At 56.2% G+C, this 16764-nt stretch carries 9 protein-coding genes and 1 pseudogene; 4 read left to right on the top strand and 6 right to left on the bottom strand.

Translation table 11 applies throughout. The features are described from left to right. Positions 1 to 22: 22 nt before the first annotated feature. The 3 genes from ACVWYQ_RS16295 to aepX all read right to left on the bottom strand — a co-directional run bounded on the left by ACVWYQ_RS16295 (position 23) and on the right by aepX (position 2735). Positions 23 to 628 carry a CDP-alcohol phosphatidyltransferase family protein gene (locus tag ACVWYQ_RS16295; protein WP_456725953.1) on the bottom strand — a complete coding sequence of 202 codons (606 nt, stop codon included), beginning with the start codon at positions 626 to 628 and terminating at the stop codon, positions 23 to 25. A 7-nt stretch (positions 629 to 635) separates the two neighbouring features. Beyond that, positions 636 to 1439, bottom strand: coding sequence for a phosphocholine cytidylyltransferase family protein (locus tag ACVWYQ_RS16290; RefSeq protein ID WP_456725952.1), 804 nt, complete (start codon positions 1437 to 1439; stop codon positions 636 to 638). Between the two features lie 303 nt (positions 1440 to 1742). Then, complete coding sequence (gene aepX, locus ACVWYQ_RS16285) at positions 1743 to 2735, bottom strand: phosphoenolpyruvate mutase (RefSeq protein ID WP_456725951.1); 993 nt, start codon at positions 2733 to 2735, stop codon at positions 1743 to 1745. An 826-nt stretch (positions 2736 to 3561) separates the two neighbouring features. Here aepX and ACVWYQ_RS16280 point away from each other — a divergent pair. Together ACVWYQ_RS16280 and nolL are read left to right on the top strand one after the other, a co-directional pair. Further along, a complete protein-coding gene (locus tag ACVWYQ_RS16280; protein ID WP_456725950.1) occupies positions 3562 to 3747 on the top strand; it encodes a hypothetical protein in 186 nt (61 codons plus the stop codon). Between the two features lie 2076 nt (positions 3748 to 5823). After that, positions 5824 to 6948, top strand: coding sequence for a nodulation factor fucose acetyltransferase NolL (gene nolL, locus ACVWYQ_RS16275; RefSeq protein ID WP_456725949.1), 1125 nt, complete (start codon positions 5824 to 5826; stop codon positions 6946 to 6948). 600 nt (positions 6949 to 7548) lie between these two features. Here the strand turns inward: nolL and ACVWYQ_RS16270 are convergent. After that, positions 7549 to 8217, bottom strand: a pseudogene (locus ACVWYQ_RS16270) (transposase); the annotation flags it as partial. A gap of 424 nt (positions 8218 to 8641) precedes the next feature. Between ACVWYQ_RS16270 and ACVWYQ_RS16265 the strand changes: the two are divergent. Together ACVWYQ_RS16265 and ACVWYQ_RS16260 are read left to right on the top strand one after the other, a co-directional pair. Further along, positions 8642 to 9937: a glycoside hydrolase family 28 protein gene (locus ACVWYQ_RS16265; protein ID WP_456725948.1), complete on the top strand. Its 1296-nt coding sequence runs from the start codon at positions 8642 to 8644 to the stop codon at positions 9935 to 9937. A 200-nt stretch (positions 9938 to 10137) separates the two neighbouring features. Further along, complete coding sequence (locus ACVWYQ_RS16260; RefSeq protein WP_456725947.1) at positions 10138 to 11130, top strand: pectinesterase family protein; 993 nt, start codon at positions 10138 to 10140, stop codon at positions 11128 to 11130. Between the two features lie 712 nt (positions 11131 to 11842). On the opposite strand, the gene ACVWYQ_RS16255 is transcribed toward ACVWYQ_RS16260, so the two are convergent. Both ACVWYQ_RS16255 and hemN read right to left on the bottom strand, forming a co-directional pair. Then, positions 11843 to 13390 (bottom strand): carbohydrate porin, encoded by a 1548-nt coding sequence (locus ACVWYQ_RS16255; protein ID WP_456725946.1) that lies wholly within the window; start codon positions 13388 to 13390, stop codon positions 11843 to 11845. Between the two features lie 1319 nt (positions 13391 to 14709). After that, complete coding sequence (gene hemN, locus ACVWYQ_RS16250) at positions 14710 to 16041, bottom strand: oxygen-independent coproporphyrinogen III oxidase (protein ID WP_456725945.1); 1332 nt, start codon at positions 16039 to 16041, stop codon at positions 14710 to 14712. Positions 16042 to 16764 lie beyond the last annotated feature (723 nt).

Below are 16764 nucleotides of genomic sequence, written 5' to 3'. Positions count from 1 at the left end.
TGAATCATACTTCTATCCACATTCAAAAGGAGCGACTAGCTAAAGCCACCGATGATGCGACGGCGAAGATGCTTAATGCCGTATACATTGATGCGCTGAGTGGTGGCACACGAACAGGCGCGACATGCGCCAAAGCGAGCAGCAAGAAGCCGATGTTCACGACGTCGGAAAACGCTTCAGCAGGAATAAGAGGCTTAAGAAGAAATAGAAGCGCCAGGAGCGGCACGTCGTACGACAAGGGCAGGCCCAAGAACCGCCCATCGCGCGACCTGCCGAAGTTCGCAAAGTAGCTAAGCCTCAATGCTCCAGCCAGCAATAGCGTGGTTGCGGTCGCAAGGGCGAGAAGTGAGCCTTGGCTGACCTGTACCACAATTACCGCAGGCAGAACGGCTCCATAGACGATATCCGCAAACCCGTCGAGGCTCGCTCCGATCTTTGCAACATTTGGATCGCGACCTGTCGTGCGACCTGCCACAAACCCGTCGAGATGGTCCGCTAGAACAGCCCAAAGCGCTACCGCCACAGATAGCTCGAACCGCTCCGATAGCGCAAGAAACAGACTGGCGGAGGAAAAGAGTAGCCCCGTAATAGTTATGGCGTTCGCTGGATCCCATAGGTATTTTAGCATTGGACTCTCACCTCGTCTGCAAATCACGTCTCGGCGTATAGGCGTTGGTTCGGCCCCTGAAAATGCGTTCGGCAATTTGCAGATCCTCAGCATTGTCAATTTCGTACCAGCTGAGACCATCGCATCGCGCCGCTGAGAGACGCAGATCTCGTTTTGCTATCAGATACCCAAAAAGTTCTTCGGTATAGGTCTGCCTGGCTCCGGCGGAGATGATATCGTCCAGCGTGGGAACGATCGTCGCCTTGAGCGTCGGCGCTGAAAGACGCAGCAGGTTCATCGTCTTGAAAAGCCTTGGACCATGCGCAACCAGATCTGATGCGGTTTGCTTCAATCGAAAGCCTGTGATGAACCCGTTCTGCGACAGCAGAACGGCTGATCCTTCCATTGAATCATCGAAGGGAACGACTGCAGCCACGTCGGTCCCGCCGCAGCCTATCAAGTAGCGTAGCGCATCCTCTTCGAAAAAGACGTCGCCTTCGAGCAGGAAGCAGTCTCCGCAGAGAAGAGCGTCGCGCGCCAGCCACAAGGAATAGGCGCTACCGGTGCGCTCAAAGACGGTCGACTCGACATATTTGATATTGATCTGGCCGAATCGGCTGCCGCAGGCATATTGAATGGCGTCTTTGCGGTAACCCACGATGATCGTGACCTCTTCCACGCCGACAGCTTCCAGATTGCGCAGAGCGTTGTGAAGAATCGAAGTGCCGTTGACCTCGACCAGCGGCTTCGGTCGCAGATCTGTCAGAGGACGCAGGCGAGAGCCCCGGCCAGCGGCGAGAATGACGGCGTTCTTGGGAGCAACGGTCACCATTTAGTTCCTTTTTCATCGTGCCGCTAAGGTGAAAAACCGACCAGCTTTTTCGCCGCGGCCTACGCTTGCTGAAGCGACTTCAGGTTCGCTACAGCCATTGGCCTGAAGCCCAAGCGTGAGAGCAGGCAAACGGTCCCGCGCCGGTCCTTCCAAGAAAAGGGAGACCTCGGATCCGGCGCCTCAAGCTGCCCGAGATGCCAAATCCGCATTCCGGTTGAGTGAGGCTTGCTACGTCATCTGAGGACATGTCAGGCAATGACAGACATTTGAGATCGCAGTAGGACCTTGCCAATTAGAAGGAAGTCAGGGACGTAAAGTCCTCGAAAAAGAATCATGATCCCGTTTCGACGAGCCCCTGTTTGCGAGGTTCAGCATTTGGCCGCAGTATTCCGCTTCCGCACGTGCGAGTTCGTCGTATTCGAACAATTCGAAGACTTCCTCGAGTGTGGCAATATTCGGTTCAATGCTCGCAGTGCTTTCCTCAGCCATAATGCGACGGCAGACTTCACGCATTGCCGCCATTGCCGCTCGCATGGTGTGGTTGGCCCAAATGACCGTGGAGACGCGAGCTTCACGGTATGTAGAGATCGGTGTTCTGTAGTATTTCGTCGGAACGATCACGACCGGCAATCTGTTCTGCCAAGCGCGAGTGAACGAAAGGATTTCGTCCGCGGTGCTCCTTCGCGAATGAATAATGATCGCATCCGCTCCCGCGTCGGCATAGGCGTGAGCGCGCGAAAGTGCTTCGTCCATCCCATGACCGGCGATCAACGCCTCGGTCCTTGCCACGAGCACTAAGTCGTCCGCGGCTGTATCCTTCACGGCCCGAAGTCGGCCAGAGAACTCGTCGATATCGGCGAGGGGATGCCGATCCCCAACAAACGAGTTCAGCTTTGGAAAACAACTGTCCTCGATCGCGACCCCAGCAGCTCCACGCTGACGGAGCTTGCGGGTCACCAGACGCGCATTGTTGAAGTTACCGAAGCCGCTATCTCCGTCAACGAGCACTGGCAATTCGCTAGAGTCCACGATCCGCTCGACCACGTCTACGATTTGGCTCCATGACGCTTCGTTGGCATCGCGATAACCCAGGGAGCAGGCAATAGACAGGCCCGATGCCCAGAGGCCTGTGAAGCGTGCGCGTTTAGCGATCGCGGCAGAGAGACCATCATGCGCTTCCATGAGAAACGATAGCTCTCTGCTGTTGCAGATTTCAGCACGCAAGATCTCAGCAACAGAGGAGCGGGTGGATTGATGAATGGCGTCGGCGAGGACGCCTGAGGATTGATCTTGCATGCCGATTCCTTGGGATGACGGACCGCCTTGTGTCGACGGACGATTTCATCGGTCGATACGTGACATGCTGCTTCGTCTAGATCAATTGCGAGGGTTGGTAGTTGAGTTGGCCTTACATACTTCGTCCCGGAGTGCCTCAGGAAAGTTGGCTGCGCTCGAGCCTCGTTGGGAGGGCTCAACTCGATAGCGCACCGACGGTGGATGCGGCGACACATGCATAATCGATATGCATTACGCTGCGCGCTGCGCGACGATGGCATGCCGACATGAGCGCTGTCTCGCTGTCGAGCTAGAAGCGAGCTCTTCAGCAAACTATTGTTGTGACGGCTGAATGCTCTCGGTCTCCATACAGACTCGCGACATATGACGATCGCAATGGTCCGCATGAATGTCAGAACCCACCACAAGGCAACTACTGAGTCGAAAGATGGTACTTGATGTACCTCGACGCGTCGACGGATTTGGCCGATCAAACGGCAGCGTCATGCGTCATGGTTTGCTCCTCTTGTTGGTTAGCTCGCGCGCACCCTTCAAAATCGCCAGCTCTGCGAGCCGGGCTGAGGCGATCTTAACCCATGAACTGAAATTGGCGGCAACGCGACGCCCGCTAAGGGGCGACGTGAGGCGCTGGCGGTCACGCGCCGCCAATTTCACTGGCCAGCCTTACTGCCCTGATTGCAAAACTGACCAGCCCACTCCCGCCACAGTGAGATAGCGAGCATGGTGTTGAAGTGTATCTTCGAGGCAGCCTGCGGAGTACCTACCAGAACTGGTTGTTAATCGACACTTGGATGCGAGGCCGAATGACAGCTCCGAGAAGCCACTGATGCAATTCGTCCAGAACGAATTGGAGCCGGTATCGCTCAAGGCATGCGTCTTGCCCGCAACGGCATTGATGTGCGCACTTGCCGGATTCGCGACTTTTACCCGTAAAATGATCGTCGCTGAGGAGGCGATCTATGATCCACGCTCACCCAATGATCGGCTGTTGCTCAGTATGAAGCCACCATGAGAAAGTTGGAGTTGTCGATCTTCCGAGAACAGTCCGTCGAAGGCGGGCGGCCGAAAGCCGCGACGGGGCGAACTCCATTGATCGTCTCCGTCGGCTGCGTGAAGACGGATGTCGACCATACCCAGAAGGGTTCTGGTCGACGTGTCCAGGACGGCGTCTTGTTCGTCTTGTGCAAATTAGCGGAGCTGCAGCATTCCGGCAAGGCGCTGCTTTGGTGCCATTGATCTTACAAGGTCGCGGTAAACGCCCGATCGGATGAACGTCACCCGCCTATCACTGCACGACAGGCTGACGAGCGGTGCGTGCGCTGGCTGTTACTCGCTTTGCGCTCAATATGCACGCGTTCATGGACGCCCTCCTTGTGCCTGTTGCTGAACGTGCCGATCTCGGACGTGCAGTGACTTCATGGTGCGCTCGGCGATCCGACTTCCTGCTTGGGCTGAACGCATGGCAGCGCGTCGTCGATTTTCGCCTTTCATGATTAGATCTGAAGGTGAACGCCGGAGTGTCCGCCCGCTAAAGCTAACGTGCGATCACCGTTGGCGGCGGCCAGCGCCACCTTCCTCTTGAAATCCGGTGTGTGGTTCCGAAGTGCTCGCCCGCTCATCTTCTGCCCAAAGTCGGATGTCAATCATGCTCTCCGCCAGGCAGGAGCCCCTCTGATCGCGCCGTTCAGATTTAAGGCCGGCCCTGCTTAAACCATTTCCTCGGTAGGCCAATGTAGTAGCCGCGCCTGCGAAGCTCTGGCTCGGACCTGTTGAGCGTTTCGCAAATGGATTTCACAGACGCGCCTGCATCAACAAGCTGGCGGAGCAGGTCGTCCTCTCGTTTGGTCCAGCGAGAGGAGTGGGGAATCAAGTTCAAGCGAACTCCTTCTTGATTTGTAGTATTCTCGAGAACAGTTATCCTCCGGCCAGGCGCTGGGGGGCCTCAGCCGTGCTAACCGCGTTGACAAGCTTTGTCTGCGATCTACGCTTTTGTGTTCTGGAAGTCGCAGTGCAGTCCCAACTCGGATGGCGAGATTCGCGGCTCCCTCGTTCCTGATATGAGTGGCCGGTTTGATTGACTCGCTGGGGCCGTGCGACGTAGGGAACGCACGTATCGTTGGGCCGCATCAGGTTGGCGAGCAACGATTTGGGCCACAAGACAGCGCCTCGTTGGCCCTGATCGCGGCCACAATCGGATTTAGATCAGCCGACCGAGGCCGGGAACGCCCATGGCTGAAAGCAGTTAGCTTCCTTCTCGCCGACTGAACGATCTCGCCGTCAGCGCCTTCGATCCGCTTATTGGGAAATATCCAGTCTTCGTAGAGGCCAGCATGAGCCGCGCAATCCTCGCAATATCTTGTCCTGGCGGCTCTCAGGATCGCCAAGATGCTGTGGGAGTTAGGCTTCGGAAACGATGCTCGCGGGGAAGCAACAGCCGGTCCATGCCATTAACGGAAGTCCCAAAGCTGCTCCTCGCCTGTCCTGGTTATCGTCGACCAGAAAAAGAATACCAGGGGAGCCGTTCCGTGGATAGCTATACGTTGGCATAGCTGAAGCTCCGGCAGGTCTTCTGCCAAAGAGATTTTGAGCCGCTAGGAATCAGCCGCAGAAAGCCAGTTAGACGGACACTCGACTTGTTAACTGATGCAATGAACTCCCGCGGTGAATGGCTCAAGGGCTTTCGCGGGCACGATAGTCGCTACTCCGCGCACCAGTGCTCGAAGCTCGCAGTTCTCCCCTCGAGGTCTTCAGACTCTCGGCCAGGTCCGTCGGAACGTCGCCTGAGGCCGCGCTGTCGGCATCGGTCTTCTGGATCCAGTCGTGCTCGGACCTGACCTCCGGTGAAAACTTGTTTGTAGTCTTGCTTGTCATGGCTCCATTCTCGCAGGACCGAGCCTGTGACAGACCCAGGGCGGTTCGAAGCCGGATAAGTGATCGGACCGAGAAGCGAAGCGTCCTGTATTGACGAAGAACCCCGACGTAGCTAGCACTTGCGCATCTTCGCCCGTACCAAGATCGCGCAATCACCCTGCGCAAGAACCGGACAGTCCGCCGACAGCGCAGGCGCACAACCGTATGTTGAGGCTTCATGTTCTGTTACGCCGCACGATCGACCAGGCAGCGCTCGCAGTCAGCCGAAGCAGACAGCCGAGACCTGAAGTTCGATTTTGCCAAGGGCATGCTCATCATCTTGGTGATTAGCGGACATCTAACACAGTACGTCATCTACGGAGATAACGGCTATTGGTATTCGCCCTATTTCAAGTCGATCTACATGTTTCATATGCCGCTCTTTATGGCGATAAGCGGATATCTATCGTCGAAAGCTCTCCTGCGAAAATCGCTCGCGCGCAGCGTCAGCGATCGTGCAATGCAATTATTGTTGCCAACGCTTTTTTGGTGCACGTTGATGGAGACTGCTAAGTTGGCCGCCCTCAAGTTGGCCGGAGCCTCGTCTTTGAACAGCGTAACTGGTGGGCTGTCGGACTTTGCCATGGATCTCACCGGCTCATATTGGTTCATATGGGCAACATTTGCTTCCTTCCTTGCTATCAGGCTTCTTCTGGCGGTTTGCGGTCGCTCATGGATGTGGGTCATATGCATTTCAGCAATCGTGGTTGCACTGGTGCCCGTGACATTTTCGATCGTGCCTTTGCTAAGATACACTTATCCGTTCTTCTGCCTGGGATTCTTGTTCGCTCAATCGAGCGAATGGCGGACGCACATAATCTCACGTCACAGACTTCTCTTGAATTTCTCACTCGCTGCAATTACTTGCGCGTGCTATCTTAGCTGGGGCAAAGAGACTTATGTCTACAACAATCTTGTTCTAATTCACGACAAAGCGTCCGCTAAGCAAGTATTGCTCATGTTTCTCGGCTCTGCAGCGGCTTCTGCAATCGTGATGGAATTAGTGCTGCAGTTCTGGAGCTTTGGCTCTCCAAATCGAGTGGCTCGCTTTGTTGCCGTTGAGCTTGGCCAGGGCACGCTGCTTCTTTATCTGATCCAGGGTGCCGTTTTTCGTCTTATGGATTTGATCCCGTTAGGAGAGCCATGGGATTTGTCGATCAGAGTCGCCGTCGCCGGCATGCTCGGATTGGGGATTGTTGTGATCGCCGCGACAATTCGGCGGATTGTGCAGGACCTTGGATGGGTGTCCTGGATTGTTCTCGGGGCGCCGCCCCGCTCGCGTTACTCAAAGCTCAATCACTAACCAACTGACCCCTCTAAGCCTCGTCATTGCAAATGAACAAGTCTCTATGCGAAGCCGCACGCGCGTGGAGCAAACGCTATCATCGCCGATTAGATATTCCATTCCTGTCTCGCGAAAGAGCTTCCATCGAAACTTGCCCACCTGCACCTGGCCAGCACTTGCTGGTGCGAGGCGAGCGAACTGATCATTCATCGGCATCTGTCGATTCCTGACGGGAGGCGTCACAGCTGGCGGTCATTTCATCGCATCCTCGTGCTAAGTCACCCACATGAGGGGCCGCTTCGGTAATCTTATGGCCGCTCGTAGAGATGGCGCACGAGCCGGCCAGATCACGAAAGTGCTCGCCATCGCACTTAAGGCGCTGCGTTTTATGTGGTCCTTCGGGCGCCAAGCCGGCACAGCCTAACACCGCTGAGCAGCAGCAACTCATTCGGTGATGCCAGCCCTCTCGTTGCAGGGTGCTAATTATTGGTGGGCGGCCCCAGCGTTACTGAAGGCCTATATTGATTGCGGTTCTCTGTCAGCTTCGGCGCTTTGGCATCGATCGCGCTATTAAAGTTTGAGTCGGAGAATGCGGACAGGGGGTGTCCGGATCGGCGTTTAACTACGTCGCACCGAAGTTGCGAGATGAATGTCAAGCGGCCCTCCTTGGGCAAAAGGCTTGATCGTCATGCGATCGTGGCGAGCTTGCACGGCACGCACCAGAACAGACGGTTGGTTATGCGGGTTCAATCGCCGGAAGCTTGTTGTCCTCGATCATACCGGCAGCGACCATTGCAAGGCCATACCGATTCCCGCCAGCCTTTGACATTGTGGGTAACGCGGCGAATGGTGCCCATGATGTTCTCGGCGATCTTGGTACAGGGCGAGCGATCGACGAAGCTGCTCGGCAGTTTCGACCGAACGACAATCAGGATCGCATCGAGGCCTTCGAGGATGTTGGCCGCTGCGCCGGGCCATTGCCGGTCGGGTCGACAGGCCAGATTGCGGATCAATTCTTCAGCCGCATCGGCGTCATCGATTTCCCAGGCCTGGCGAAAGCAGCCGGCGGGGTCGCTGCACGATGGTGTTTCCGCGGCCGTTCCATGATGTTGCGCGTCTTACGGATCTAGCAGCGCTGGATCGCAACCGCTGGAAAGATGCGGCGGATCACCTTCGACAATGCTTTCGCGCCGTCGGGATGACCAGGTCCTCTAGCAGGGTCTGAACCGTTGCAGCATTCTCGGTCGCTCCTCCCACCAGAGCCGCCGGATCCTTGTTGCCTTCACCCAAGTCTACCGGCTGTGGGCAAAGCCGACCCTTTCAGTAAATTCAACACAGCCCCGCATTCGAGAGGGGCAAATCATGTTGCCAAGCTTGGTGCGTCGCAAGAAACGAAGAAGCCCCTGCATAACGAGTGCGTCCAGACGGGGCACAGAGTTTTATCGGGCTGTCGGGATTTCGATCGAACACGTACGTGAGCGATGAAGCGTTTGGTTCGGTCATGACCTTGAATCATACGCCACCCGACCGTGCCGAAGGAAGATTCAACGTTATTCCCGGGCACAAAGTGCTGTTGCCGTTCGTAACGCCAACGGCCTTGCGGTCTTATAAATGTCATCTTGCGCAAGCCAGTAGGCGACGGCCGATCTGGCCAACTTTCAGCTCGATACAAGTAGCGTCAAAGATGCGCGCAGTAGGCACGAGGTAGTCGATGATAGGGCGTTTTCGCGATTGGACACTGTTGTCCATAATTGGCTCCGTGGCGCTTTGTCCGGCCGGCCAAGCGCAAGACCGCCGCACGGTCGCCGAACCCGTTGCGCCTCGTACTGTCTGCGATCGTCCGGTGGCGTCGGGGACGAACGATACGGCCAACTTACAAGACGCCATCGACCATTGCCCCGTCGGCGAAGCGGTCTATTTGATACGTGGCGACTTCCTGTCCGGGCCACTCGAGATGAAATCAGGCGTGACTTTATGGATCGGACGCGGTGCCACGCTAATCGCGATCGCTGAACCAACGGCTTATGACAAGGGTTGGGGGCATTGTGGTCGTATCGCTGGCAAAGGCGACGGTTGCCGGCCGTTCATTAGCTTTTCCAAAACGCGGGGCGGCGGCATCTATGGCGCCGGCACTATCGATGGCCAGGGCGGCGCGCCTATGGCCGGCAGCGACCAATCTTGGTGGCAGCTGGCACGCCGCGCACAGGCTGAGGGAGGCAATCAGAACGCGCCGCGTTTGATCCAGATCGACCGTGCGCAGGACGTTACGCTGTACGGTGTGACCTTGCGCAATGCGCCAAATTTCCATGTGGCGATGAACCAAGTCCAGGGAGCCACCTTTTGGGGCCTCACCATCGATGCACCAGCCGACGCCCGCAACACAGATGGAATTGATCCGGGGGCCAGCCAGGACGTCACAATCTCCCACAGCGTGATCCGGACTGGAGACGACAATGTCGCGATGAAGGCGGGCAACAATGGTTCCACCCGCCATATCTCCATTACCGATAACTATTTTGGCTGGGGCCATGGGCTATCGATTGGCAGCGAGGTGAACTCCGGTGTCAGCGACATCCTGGTCCGCGGCCTTACCCTAGACGGCACCACTTCAGGCCTGCGCATCAAGAGCGATGTCAGCCGAGGCGGTTTGGTGGAGCGGGTGACCTATGAGGATGTTTGTCTGCGCAATAACCGATGGCCGATCATGTTTGACACAAAATACGATTCCAGTGCGCGGGGTGATCGCATTCCACTCTATCGCCAAATCGTCCTTCGTCATGTCCGCGGCAATACGGGGATGCTGCTGATGCGCGGGCTCGACGGGTCGCATGCTCTCGAGATTACTCTGGACGATGTACGATTTGCCGATTCCGCGACCTGGTACATTGAGAACGCAAATGTGACCGTAGGACCGTCCGGCGTGTCGCCGCCGCTGCCGGATGGTCGAGCCGAGGCTCCTCTGCCCAGCGGATGGGAGAGGTGTGCAAAAGCATTCCCCAGCCGGTAGAGGGCAATCAGAACATAGTGGTGCACTATCTCGATTTCCGGAACCATGCGGGTGGAAGCCAGAACTCGGCAGCACTGAAACTGAAACTGCTTCGCAGCAGGTCGACGAGCTCGTACCGTTGATCGCTGCAGGGCGCGACGATTCCGCGTAACCAGCTGCGCGTTCCATCACGTCAAAACTGCATTTGGTTTGATGAAAGTATGACCACGATGAAAGCTTACGTGTTTTCCGCTGCCGTAATAGCTGCGTGTTTCGGTCCTCCGAAAACACTCGCTCAGCCCTTATTGGTCTCACAATCCAACGATATGGCCTATCACTCCGTACAGGCAGCCATAGATGCACTACCCGCGCATGGCGGCGATATTCTGATTGCGCCGGGCATCTATCGCGAGAAAGTCAAGATCGTCAAACCTGGTGTTCATATCAAGGGTACCGGCAAGAGGCCCGATGATACGGTCGTCGTCTATGGCGACGGCGCGCTCTATGTGGGGGGAACATCTCGTTCCGCGACGTTGGAAGCGTCCGGAGACGATTTCCGGCTCGACAATCTAACGATTCAAAACGATTACTCGCTAGATCCGGCTCATCCGCCTTCGCAGGCTGTGGCACTGTCCATTAGTGGAGACAGGGACGTTCTCACTCGAGTCCGCCTCCTTGGCGCACAGGACACACTGTTCGCCAATAAGGGGCCGAACGGCCGCTTGTCGCGACAATACTTCGCGGACTGCTACATTGAGGGACATGTCGATTTCATATTCGGCAATGCCAAAGCCTATTTCCGGCAATGTGAGTTGCATGGCATCGTTCACCAAACGGTTGTGTATACAGCACAAGGAAAAGCAGCGCCGGACGAGGACAGCGCCTTTGTGTTCGATCATTGCACTTTGACTGCCGATCCTGGAATAGGCGAAATTGCTCTTGGCCGTGCTTGGCGCTCCTTCGCTGCAGTAGTTTTCTTGTCATCCAAGATGGATGCGCCGGTGATCGCGGAAGGGTGGCGCGAATGGAGTCCGGGCAAGACCGACACGCTGAGGACAGCCTACTATGCTGAGCACAAATCCACTGGGCGGGGAGCCGATTCCGCGCGGCGCGAGCCTTACTCCCATCAACTGTCCGACAGTGAGACCAGGCAGTGGTCACTGAAAATGTTCTTCGGAGACACGAGGTGGCTGCCGCATAAACATCAAAACTAATGAGAGGCATTCGTGAAAAGAAGATTGTGCCATCAAATGCACACTGTTCTTGATGATAATGGCTGCAAGGTAGATGATCGCGCCGGCCTTGATCGGACCCAATCTGCTACATCTCGGCGCAAATGTGAACTGCTCAAATCGAGCTCCGCTTGGCAACGATGAAGAAAGATCCAGCTCTTGGTCCGCGAGCGGGAAGTTTGCAGATCACACGCATGTCTGTCCACGTTCGACCGCAGCGCTGGACGTGGTGGTCGCGACCCGCAAATGGGACAACCCGCTGTCGCCTAGACCAATACGAAGAGGCGGCAGCGTTCTGACGGCGGGACACTTTATCCGTGGACGAGAATACGGCCTTCGACGTGGGGTCTGCAAAGGCGCTCGTCGCTCGTACCCTCCACGCTATGCACTGCCATTAGATGCGGCAGCTTCCGGGTTGCGCGCGGTAGCTCACCCAGCAGGTTCTACACAGCACCGTCATCTTCTTGTCCCGCATGCGGAAGATCCACCTAGCCGCCGGATACCCCGTGCTACCCGGTTTGTAACGGCCACGATCGGCGCAAGCATGGCGAGCGGCCATGTTCCCGCACATCACGACATGAAGTTTAGATATCGCGAACTGATTTAGGTCTTCGCCCTCTCTGCACTGGCAGGTGAACCTGCGCTCAATCATCCACAGCGACGATCTATACCAAATCAGGTCGGCCCCTAGGGCTTAGAAAAATATGGACGTAGACACCAGTAAATTCAAAGCATGGTCTGTCTCCCGCGTGTGTATGACGCTTGTTGGCTTGTTGATGTATGTTAGTCCCAGGCTTGCATAAACCCCAGGTGCCAGATGCGCGGTGTAGGTTCCCGAGATCGCTGTAGTATCGTGGTGCGCGAGATGTCCCTTCACCAAGGCAGCGTCTACCGCAAAGTTACTCCAGACTGCGTTAGTGGCAACGATAGCAATTTGGTCACTGGGCCGGCTATCGAACAACCCTTTCGCATAAAGACGAAGCTCGTAATACTGACTGATTCTGTTCAAGTCAGGCGGCGCGTACATCACAGAGAAGCCGGCATAGACTCCACGAGATGCCGAGCCCTTAACGTCAGACTGCCAGAGTTGCCTGTCTGCAGCAACGTAGTAGACGCTGTTCTCATTAGCTCGCGGATGATTCGGATAAGCCAAGTTCGTAAAGCTGCTCGTGTTGAAGCCGATGCCGGCTCGCAGCCAGGTCTCGGGTGTGCCCGGAGCAGCTTTGTTCTTGTAGCCGGCCTCATCGAGCCAAAGGATGCGTGCGTTAGTCGTATCCCAATTTAGGCCGGTCGGGTTCTCGGTGATCTGCGCATACTGACCGTCTGGACTGAGCGAGCGCTGGATCGAGACCCGATTATACAGGTGATCATCAAAATTGTACTTTAGGTTAAGCGCTGGCGTGGGCGCAGCATTGTTGCTCATACCTGCCTGATACAAGATGTTTGATGAGGGTCCCAAAACGCTTGCTGCTACACTGCCGCCGACCACAGTCCCCGCGAACTCATTTTGATTTCTAAGATAACCCATTTTGAGTTCGAGCTTACCGCCGAGAAGCGTCTGGTAGTAGGCAAGGATGTTGATTCCTAGCCTGTCTGGCCCGCCGGCTTCCCAAGACCAGTATTGCTGCTCGGCTCCCACGATGATCTGACCATCGGGCACGCCAAAGCGGCTCAAATCGTATGTCATGATCATGAAATTCACGGTCCCAAATGTCGGATTCTGTCCCATATAGAGTTGATTAGCGACTCTGGTTCTGCCCGCATTTGGCAATTGATTGTTTATGAGACTATTTACTGTTCCTCCCACATAACCAATCCCAACCTCTGCCAAGGCCGATCTAACGCCGCCTTTGTCTTGATCTATCGTATCGACAGGGCCAGGTATAATGAGCCACATGCCTTTTTCACGGAGAGTTTCGAACTTTGCGAAGGGGTCCGCCTTCTTTTGAGTTCTCTTCCTAGCAACCTCATTCGGTTTGTCGCGCGTTGCTAGAGGCGTAGTGCTAGAAATCGTTGAGCTATCGTTGAAGCGCGTTGCTCGCGAAGCGACTTCTTGATGAATCCTCCTTCTGGTAAGCTCATTTGGGATGTCGTTTCCCTTAGGCACGTCGAGAGTTTGTGCCGACGCCGAATCCGGGATGAGCAGCTTCGCGAGGAAGAGTGCGATTGGAAGCTCTCGTCTCATCGAACGTTGACGAAAGCTCAAAACGAGGGCCGCAGTCGGTTTTGATCGAACCGACATCGCTACTGCAGTGCACGCCCGCATAGTGAACTCCGCATCTGTACCGCTGACCTCTGGATTGTGCTCCAGCCTGATTGGTCTAGAGCCTATCTGTCGTTTCGGCGTGTGTGAGGGGGCGGCGCGCCGCTGAGCGAAATGACTGATCCCCGCGAGGCACTTAGCTTGCTGGGCATCGGTCGAGCCACCTAAAACGCGTCGGCGACCTGCGTGCCGTTCTCTTCTTTGCGGTCCTCGTTTCCTCAAGATGATGGCGGCGGGCGCTCCTTGCTATCTTCGCTACCAATACGCCGCGATGGACCCCATTCCCTTCCGCCATTTGAGCGAGGATTTCGGCTATGCCGAGCATCCTGGCCAGAGAAGGGCACTGGTTCGAGAAGGTGGTAACCTTCCCAAAAGAAGGGCACCTGTTCGAGAGGCTGGCAACCTTCAAAAAAATACCATCGCCACGTATCTTGCTCTGCTTTAGGCGTCTGCGGCGATTTCGTGGTTGGAGACCAAGCCCGAAACCAGCGATATTTAAGGCCCGCAACATCTGACAATTGGATGTCTGGCGATCGTGCCAGGACAAAAGCCATGGCCTTCCATGAGAAAGTCGAGATCGCACTTCGAGCGGATTTGATAGCGCTAAGTGCGGAGTTGGCAAATCCATGATATCCGCTGGTGCGGCACGATCTATATTGCATGTTGACTCCTCGACGTACGGTCCGCGCAACGTTTGTTTGGCATCCTGCCATTTGTCAGTCGCCGCCACCAATCGCCAAGGTAGGTAGTTGACTGTCTCGCGACGGCTATCTGCGGAGACCGAGCTATTGGCAGGCTCCACCGGGTCAGAGGAATGTTGGTGATATTACGATCACCCGATACAATCGCGGTGCGCGTTGCTGCTGCTGCCTAGCTCCTCGGCGGTTGCATCTGCGCCCGGGCAACCCAATGATCTCAGGACGACAAATTCAATAGCGTTCGCGACGCCTCAAAGTGCTAGAGGTAGACAGCTGCCGCTTAAGCTGTGCATCGGTTTCGCAAACCGGACCCTCTATCAAATACTCTGAGAACTGTAGAGGTGGCGCTTGGCCTGCAACGTGACGCTCGGTCGATATAAGGGGCACCAATGCCGCAGCTGCGTCCGCGGAAACTCTCGCCAATTTGCTGCCATAGAGCCACAGCCTCAAGGAAACCAGGCACGCTGACGAGCGCAGGGGGGCGGCTCATGTCGGGCTGCCGCGTTTGACGGTCTCAAGCCAAAGCCCAGCGGAAAGAGTTGATCGAGGTCGCTGCAACTGTGAGCGGCTTTCTGAATTCGCCGTTCACGATCGGCTGTGCTAATACGGTGAGCGGTCAAGATAAGCGTCGAACGCGGCAGCAACAGCGCGCAATACAAAACGATGCTCTCGCTTTACGCGGATTGTTCCATGGTGGATGTCCACTATTCCGTCTTCGGCGAGCATCGGCAAGCGTCCAGCGGAACTAAGAAAAGGAACTGGATCAAATCCGTGGGCAGTGCAAATTGCCGAAACATCTACCTCCAAATAGCACATCAGGCGCTCAATTATTGCCGCTCGCAGGCGGTCTTCGTTGCTGAGACAATAACCCTTCGAGGTCGGCAGACGGCCGGCGCTGATATGGTCGCTGTAGACGCTCGTTGCGAGTTCGTTCTGGACGTAACCGTCACTGAGACGTCCGATGGCCGATGTGCCAAGACCGATCACGGTTCTACAGGTGTCAGCCGAGTAGCCCAAGGAATTGCGCCGCAAGCGACCAGCTTTCTGCGCCAGCGCGAGCTCGTCGTCCGGCAAGGCGAAGTGGTCGAGCCCGATTTGCAGGTAGCCTGCGGCGACCAGAGTATCGGCCATAGCCGAAGCCTGTTCAGCGCGAGCAGCATCGTCCGGCAGCGCCATCTCATCAAGCATGCGCTGACGCTTCATATACGAAGGAACGTGCGAGTAGCCGAAAACCGCAAGCCTGTTGGGGCGCATGGCCACCGCGGTCATAGCGCTCTGAACGCAGGACTGCACCGTCTGGTTGGGAAGGCCGAAGATGAGGTCGAAGTTGATGCGGCTTATTCCATGCTGGCGAAGGGTTTCAACAGCCCTGGTCGTCTGCGCCTCAGTCTGGGTTCGATTGATCGACCTTTGAACAACTGGATCGAAGCTTTGCACTCCGATGCTCGCGCGGTTGAATCCGGCTGCTCCTAAGGCTTCGGCCATTCGGATCGTGAACGTGCGTGGGTCGATTTCGATAGCGAGCGTCGCCGCTTTCTTGAACGCGAAGCAGCCGCGCAAGTGTGTCATCAGGGCCAGGAACTGCGCTGGCTCGATAAGGGTCGGCGTGCCGCCGCCGAAGTGTACGTCGCTCACAGGCATTGCTTGCGGCGTCTTTTTTGTAACTAAGTCGATCTCCTTGCGCAGCACCTCCAAGTAACCGAGAATAGCGGCGTCCCGCCGGGTGAGCGCTGTAGTGAAGCCGCAATACCAGCAGATCGATCGGCAGAACGGAATGTGAAGATAGAGCGAAACGGACTCGTCCGGCAGCCGGCTCAGCCATTTTTCACAAGTGTTCGCGCCGACTGTCTCCGAGAATTCAGGTACAGTTGGATATATGGTGTACCAAGGCAGCCGGCCATCGCAATACTTTTTCAGGAGTGAACTCTGCAACGTCGCAGTCCCATGGTGCTGTAAGACTCATCTTAGTCGCGGCGCTCGCCAGCATCTTTGCGCTATGTCAATCGAACCGGCTTCAGCCCTGAGTTCCTTCGGCAGCGTGAGCGCAATCGGGCGGGAGAGAGCGGATGACTATTGAAACTATTGGCGGGCGCACGAGCCGAGTCTTCGATGTCCGACTGGCAATCACGAGGGCGGTCTCACGGATTTGGTCGCCGGTCGCTGATGGCAGAAGCTCGACAGCGCGATCCGCAAAAACTGACGGAGAAGGATGCAGGCATTTCTTTCTGAAGCCTGAAGCGCTGCGCGAGGAACGAGAGCACGTGGCCAACGTATGAGAGCTAAAGGACCACGTGGCCCATAGGTTGGAGTAAATCAAGCTCAATCGATGAAAGCGAAGAACGCTCAGGAAGTTGCGGGAATGATTGATATCCACGACGAGGTCATCGCTGTTCTGCATCGCGGATGCAAATCCCTCGCAGCCTCCGCCGCATCTGGCTGCCCCATGACGGGCCAAGCGCATCATACAACCTGACGCAACGTTCGATTCAAGCCTCCGTGGTGCTGCGTGTCTAATACGTCAATGATAGTCCGATGAAGTGATGAGCCTCAATTCCGCCACGCTACTTGCTTCATTCTCGAGAGCGTCATCACGGATGTACTGATGATGTTGGGGTGGACCCGGCGCACTTTTTAACCCCCCGGTCGAGTGCGTCG

It is taken from the genome of Bradyrhizobium sp. USDA 3397 (assembly GCF_054060965.1).
The sequence above is the reverse complement of the archived record's forward strand: the minus strand, read 5'-3'. Positions and strand labels throughout refer to the sequence as shown.